This is a genomic window from Victivallis sp., from assembly GCF_048170485.1.
Classification (GTDB): Bacteria; Verrucomicrobiota; Lentisphaeria; order Victivallales; family Victivallaceae; genus Victivallis.
The window spans coordinates 1-5,391 of sequence record NZ_DBEXAY010000166.1 but is presented as its reverse complement, the minus strand read 5'-3'; the positions used below and the strand labels follow the sequence as shown (position 1 = coordinate 5,391).

The following is a 5,391-nucleotide window of genomic DNA, read 5'->3' as shown; positions in this document are numbered from 1 at the left end:
AGTCGACGCACTGCTATTGTGAACCGGAAGCAGGAGCTGGAGATATGAAAAAGACATCGATTCGAACCATCGCATCGGCCCTGGAACTCTCCGCCGCCACAGTTTCCCGCGCTCTCTCCGACAGTCCGCTGGTGGCGCCGGAAACCCGGCGGAAAATTCTGGAGAGCGCCAGAGAGCTGGGGTATCGTCGCACCCAGAAGCGAAAACGCCTGATGGTGGCGCTTTCCGACCGGTTCTACCGGGGGGTCTACGATCTCAGTCTGCTGGAGGAGATCCTTCAGCAATGCCGCAGCCGCGATTACGAACTTCTGCTTGCCACGGAATCAAATTTCCACAGTCTGAAAGAGTATGCCGTCGATGGCCTCTTCTCGCTCTGCTACAACCGGAAAACCAATCAACAGCTGGCCCGCTCCTACCGCTGCCCACTCGTCTGTTTCAACAATTACGAGTGCCATCGGGAGGGAATCTTCTCCGTGAACTCCGATGAAGCGGGGGCCATTGCGGCGGCCGTGGAGCTGTTTCATGCAAACGGCCACCGGAGAATCGCCCTGCTCGCAGGGGTTAATATCGGCTATTCCAACTGGAAACGCCGGGAACAGTTTCAACTTGCCATCGACAGACGGCCCGAGTTGACCGGGTTTCTCTATGAATTTTATGTCGGAACAGAATTTGTGGAGCTCACGCCCAGAATCCGAGCAGACAAGGTCACCGCTCTCCTCCTTCCCCATGAGGGATTTGACTTGCATCTGCTCCGCCATCTGGAAAAAGCCGCGTTGCATGTTCCACGGGACATCTCCGTAATCGCCTGGGAGAATCCGCAATTGTCAAAGCACACCCTTCCGCCTCTGACCACCTTCTGTCAGAACTATCCCCGCATGGCAGACGAAGGTATCCGCCTGCTGGAAAATCTGTTGCAGCTTTCCGAACGGCAGCCGCGCAACATTCTCATTCCTTACCTGTTTCTCAAGCGGCAGAGTGTCGCCCCCCCCTCCTGACGGGAAAGAGACGGCCTCTCTTGCCGGGAATCGCGTGCGGTCCGTCTCTCTTCGCGACAGGCGAAAACCGCAACGGCGGGGGGTGAGAGAACAAAATTCCAGCTTTTTCCCGAGCAGAGCTTGAATTCGGCGAAAACGGATGTATTGTAATACTTCCGTAATTTGAACAATTTTGTCTTACGATAAAAAAAGGAAAAAAGAACATGAAAAGAACATTCCAGCCCTCCAGCCGCCGCCGCAAGCGCCGCATCGGTTTCTTCGCCCGCATGGCGACCCGTGCCGGCCGTCTGGTTCTGAAACGCCGCCGCCAGAAAGGCCGGGCCCGGCTGACTGCGTAACGCTTTTCTACGATCTGACCGCCGACATCGCCGGCGGTTCAGTCGCCCGTTGGGTTTCATGTTGAAAAAGACGTTGAAAAAACCGGATAGACTTCGGTTCAAATCGGAATTTGACCGGGTCCGGTCCGACGGGACCAAACTGGTGGGGCCGAGCATGCTTCTGGTCTATGCGGACGCCCCCGACAGTTTACTTCGATGCGGAGTCATATGCGGCAAGAAATACAGCCTGCTCGCGGTGAAACGCAACCGGGCGAGGCGTCTGCTCTGGGAGAGTTTCCGACTTCTGCGCGAAACAATTCCTGCCAAATGGATTATCCTGATTCCGCGCAACCGGATGAAACACCGGAAGCGTCAGGAGGTGACCCGCGAAATGGCGGAACTGCTGACCAGAGCCAATCTGATTCCGCCCGGGTCGGCGTTGCCGCCCGAATGCTGATTGCAATCATTAAGGTGTATCAATGGGCAATTTCCCCGCTGTTGCCCAATTGCTGCCGCTTTGAGCCGACCTGCTCCCGCTACGCGGTCGAAGCGTTGCGGCTTCACGGATTCTGGCGGGGGACGGGGCTGACAATCTGGCGTCTGATGCGTTGCCAGCCGTTCTGCCGGGGGGGGATTGATCCGGTTCCTCCCCCTCGACGAGATTGCCCCGGCGCCCGCCGGAGGAGCAGATGACTCCCTGAACAGTTTCCGGGCGCCTGTGCGGCAGAGTATGGAAGAGAGGGTTCTCTTCGAACTGTAAGGACTTAACGTGAAATTCGATAAAGAGACGGCGATCGCAATTGCGATCTGCGTGGTGATCCTCTTCGGCTGGGATCCCTTCTGCCGCTACATGGGCTGGATCCCCGATCCGGCAGTACCTGCTGCACAAACCGCGCCGGCCGCCGCGCCGGCCACAGTTTCGACGCCTTCCCCGGCAGCGCCGTCTCCGGCGGTACAGGAACCAGCCGCTCCGGCAGTCCGCCCGGTCGAACCGGTTCTGGCGGCGAAACCGCTTCCGCCAGTGGAGCTCAAGAATGCGGATATGACGCTGCGGATCAATCCGCTCGATGGTTCGGTCAGCGGCATCACGATGAATCACTATCTCAACGCCGGCCAGACCGCTCCGGTCACACTCGACCACACGCTCGGTCAGCACACGGGAGCACTCTCGCTTTTCGAGCCAGGCTCCCCCTGGGTGGTCACCGGAGTTCTCTCCTCCCGGCTCACGGCCGACAGCTACGAACTGGAGCGGAGAATCCGCACCGCCTCCGGCACGACGTTCGACCTGCTTCAGAAATGGCAGATCGCCTCCTCCGGGTACGAGACCCAAATCTCGCTGGAGGTGAAAAACCGCAGCGGGGTACCGCTTTCCTTCAGCAATCTGGTGTTCAACGGCGGTGATTTGGCTCCGTGGACGCTGATTTCCGGGGATAAAGTACGGGTCGCTTCGCACCGGATGGACTACATGACCGCGGCCGGGAAATTCTTCGATATCAAAGCCGGCTGGGATGACGAGGATTTCTTCCAGAATCCCGCTCCGACGGTCTCCTGGGCGGGCATCGGCAACAAATATTTCACCGTGCTCCTGACGGCGGCGGAACCGTATACGCTGTATCAGGCGCGTACGTTCCGGCTCCGCGGCCAGGAAAAGGATGAGATCATCACCGTCGGCGCCCGGCTGGCCCCCTTCGTGGTCGGCGCGGGGGACTCGAAGCAGTTCGCGTTCCGCTACTACTCCGGCCCCAAGGTGATTGCGCAGCTGGATGCGTTTGATACGACCACCGGCCGCGTGATGCACCTCGCCTGGGGGCCGCTCGATTATCTCGCCCGGCTTCTGCTGTGGATTCTGGTCAAACTGCATGGCCTCTGCGGCTCCTACGGGGTGAGCATCATCATTCTGACGCTGCTGGTGCGGCTGCTCTTCTACCCGGTCACCGCCAAAGCCAACGCTTCGATGAAAAAGATGCAGGCGGTACAGCCGAAGATCCAGGAACTGCGCGAAAAGTACAAGGACAATCCGCAGCTTCTGAACACCAAGATGATGGAGCTCTACCGGACGGAGAAGGTCAATCCGTTCGGCGGATGCCTGCCGATTCTGTTGCAGATTCCGGTCTTTTTCGCGCTGTACGCCACGCTGGACGGGGCGGTGGAACTGCGGCAGGTGCCGTTTCTCTGGTCGCATGACCTGGCGGCGGCGGATACGGTGGCGCGGATTCCGCTCTTTCTCTTCGGCTGGAGCCTGCCGATCAATCCGCTGGTGATCGCGATGACGGTTTTGATGGTGATTCAGCAGCGCATGACGCCGATGTCGATGGATCCGGTACAGAAGAAGATGATGATGGCGATGCCGATTGTCATGCTGATATTCCTCTACGATCTGCCGTCGGGGCTGACGCTCTACTGGACGGTCAGCAACATATTCAGTATCATTCAGCTGCGTCTCCAACAGCGCAGCGGGAACGTGCAGTGCGCGGCGCCAGTCAAAGACGCCAGATAAAACCGGGCCGCGCCAACCGGAATTCAACATTAAGGAAAAGGGAAGAAGTCAATGTCAGACAACGAGAAGTTCCAGGAGCAGAAGGAAAAGATCATCAAAACGCTGGCCACCATGTTTGATTACCTCGGGCTCAATGCCACGCTCCGCATTGAGGAAAAGGGGAACCGGCTGGCGGTGAAGATCACTTCGGATGATGCGGGCCGGATCATCGGCCGCAAGGGGCAGGCGCTGGAAAGCCTTCAGCTGCTGCTCAACCGGATCATGTTCAAGGACAACGAGGATTGCCCGCACATTCTGCTGGACATCGACGGCTATGCGAAGGGCGAGCGGGAAGCGCGTGCTCCGCGTGAGAATGAGGAAGAGAACGGGGAACAGCAGCCGCGCCGTCAGCCGCGGGAACGCCGTGAGCGTCGCCGCTACAACGACGGGGGCGAACGCAATTCGACGGCCCAGCTGGAACAGCAGGCGCTGGATGCGGCCAAAGAGGTGAAGCGCTGGGGTGATCCGGTGAAGCTGCCGGAGATGAATGCGCACGATCGGCGTATCATTCATGTGACTTTGCAGAACGATCCGGAGATCACGACGGAGTCGGAAGGCGAAGGCGCGTTCAAGAAAGTTGTAATTTCTCTGAAAAACTCCTCAAATTGAGCTTGCTTTTCCGGCGTTCGCGGTATATATTATAAACTGTTGGCGCCGGAAAGGTGTTAACCAAACAATCCGTCGGGGTGTGGCTCAGTCTGGCTAGAGCGCTGCGTTCGGGACGCAGAGGCCGGAGGTTCAAATCCTCTCACCCCGACCATTTGTAGTAGTAACGAGATTTTGAACGCTGGGATTTGTCCCGTGTTCAAAATCTCTTTTATTTTTGACCGAGAAATGTCCTGGAAAAGCCAAAGTGCACCAACTGGTCAACATTCAATTACAACGTGGATGATTTTTGTCTTTTGTGCATAAAGTCGTCGACTATCTGTCAACGGAACCATTAGACTGTTCCATTTGTCCCCTTAGAGAAAAACTCTTTTCGAATTGATCTGGCGAGAGATTATGCAGCTTGCGATGAGGCCGCATTGAATTATAAAAGTCAATAAAGTCTGTAACCGTTTTATCAAGTTCCTCTTCAGTGTGATAGTAGTTATGGGATATCTCCTCTCTTTTCATAATACTGAAAAATGCCTCCGCAACAGCATTGTCATGGGGAGTTCCAGGATTCGAAAAAGATTGTATCACACCACACTCACGGAGATACATCCTGAAAGCATATGCAGAATATTGCATTCCTTGATCGCTATGAAAAGTTAGACCACTCGGTTTTCCACGGCATTCAAATGCCTGCTTGAACGTTGCAAGAACCAATGCGGTGTCATTATTGATAGAGATAGAGTGTGCTATCACTTTTCTTGAAAAAATGTCACTGCCGTCCCATAATTCTTTGAAATCGTCATTCTAACGTAAGCGCCCAGCCAGCTCCATGGTGATGGTGGATCGAGGGGAGATTTTTTCGAAAGGGGAAATGGCCACAAAATGAATGCCGTCAGACGACGATAACCGCCCGACGGCATTTCCCTCTTCATAATAATGAGCCCGA

At 56.1% G+C, this 5,391-nt stretch carries 8 protein-coding genes and 1 tRNA gene; 7 read left to right on the top strand and 2 right to left on the bottom strand.

Annotated features, from left to right (window positions below; all coding sequences use genetic code 11):
* The first annotated feature begins 44 nt into the window (after positions 1-44).
* The 7 genes from ACMLHG_RS08730 (at position 45) to ACMLHG_RS08700 (ending at position 4,608) form a co-directional block, all read left to right on the top strand.
* Entirely contained in the window at positions 45-995 is a 951-nt protein-coding gene (locus ACMLHG_RS08730; RefSeq protein ID WP_417170245.1) for a LacI family DNA-binding transcriptional regulator, read from the top strand.
* A gap of 203 nt (positions 996-1,198) precedes the next feature.
* On the top strand, positions 1,199-1,333 hold the full coding sequence (gene rpmH, locus ACMLHG_RS08725) for a 50S ribosomal protein L34 (RefSeq protein WP_294437027.1): 135 nt from the start codon (positions 1,199-1,201) through the stop codon (positions 1,331-1,333).
* Positions 1,334-1,406: 73 nt separating this feature from the next.
* The gene (gene rnpA, locus ACMLHG_RS08720; protein ID WP_295812720.1) at positions 1,407-1,769 is read left to right on the top strand and encodes a ribonuclease P protein component; all 363 of its coding nucleotides are present in this window, start codon (positions 1,407-1,409) and stop codon (positions 1,767-1,769) included.
* The gene (yidD, locus tag ACMLHG_RS08715; RefSeq protein ID WP_294437031.1) at positions 1,763-2,005 is read left to right on the top strand and encodes a membrane protein insertion efficiency factor YidD; all 243 of its coding nucleotides are present in this window, start codon (positions 1,763-1,765) and stop codon (positions 2,003-2,005) included. Before rnpA ends, yidD begins: the two co-directional genes overlap by 7 nt.
* Positions 2,006-2,081: 76 nt before the next feature.
* Positions 2,082-3,809, top strand: a complete 1,728-nt coding sequence (yidC, locus tag ACMLHG_RS08710; protein WP_417170244.1) for a membrane protein insertase YidC — start codon at positions 2,082-2,084, stop codon at positions 3,807-3,809.
* 51 nt (positions 3,810-3,860) lie between these two features.
* A complete protein-coding gene (locus ACMLHG_RS08705; RefSeq protein ID WP_417170243.1) occupies positions 3,861-4,457 on the top strand; it encodes a protein jag in 597 nt (198 codons plus the stop codon).
* A gap of 73 nt (positions 4,458-4,530) precedes the next feature.
* A tRNA-Pro gene (locus tag ACMLHG_RS08700) sits at positions 4,531-4,608 on the top strand.
* Between the two features lie 161 nt (positions 4,609-4,769).
* Here ACMLHG_RS08700 and ACMLHG_RS08695 read toward each other — a convergent pair.
* Positions 4,770-5,198: an integrase core domain-containing protein gene (locus ACMLHG_RS08695; RefSeq protein ID WP_417170242.1), complete on the bottom strand. Its 429-nt coding sequence runs from the start codon at positions 5,196-5,198 to the stop codon at positions 4,770-4,772.
* A partial coding sequence (locus ACMLHG_RS08690; protein ID WP_417170241.1) for a hypothetical protein occupies positions 5,195-5,391 on the bottom strand: 197 nt, incomplete at its 5' end. The genes ACMLHG_RS08695 and ACMLHG_RS08690, both read right to left, overlap by 4 nt.

What these genes read in the sequence shown, in the direction of transcription:
- ACMLHG_RS08730 (WP_417170245.1), top strand. Translation starts at nt 45, where the DNA reads ATGAAAAAGACATCGATTCGAACCATCGCATCGGCCCTGGAACTCTCC.
- rpmH (WP_294437027.1), top strand. Translation starts at nt 1,199, where the DNA reads ATGAAAAGAACATTCCAGCCCTCCAGCCGCCGCCGCAAGCGCCGCATC.
- yidD (WP_294437031.1), top strand. Translation starts at nt 1,763, where the DNA reads ATGCTGATTGCAATCATTAAGGTGTATCAATGGGCAATTTCCCCGCTG.
- ACMLHG_RS08705 (WP_417170243.1), top strand. Translation starts at nt 3,861, where the DNA reads ATGTCAGACAACGAGAAGTTCCAGGAGCAGAAGGAAAAGATCATCAAA.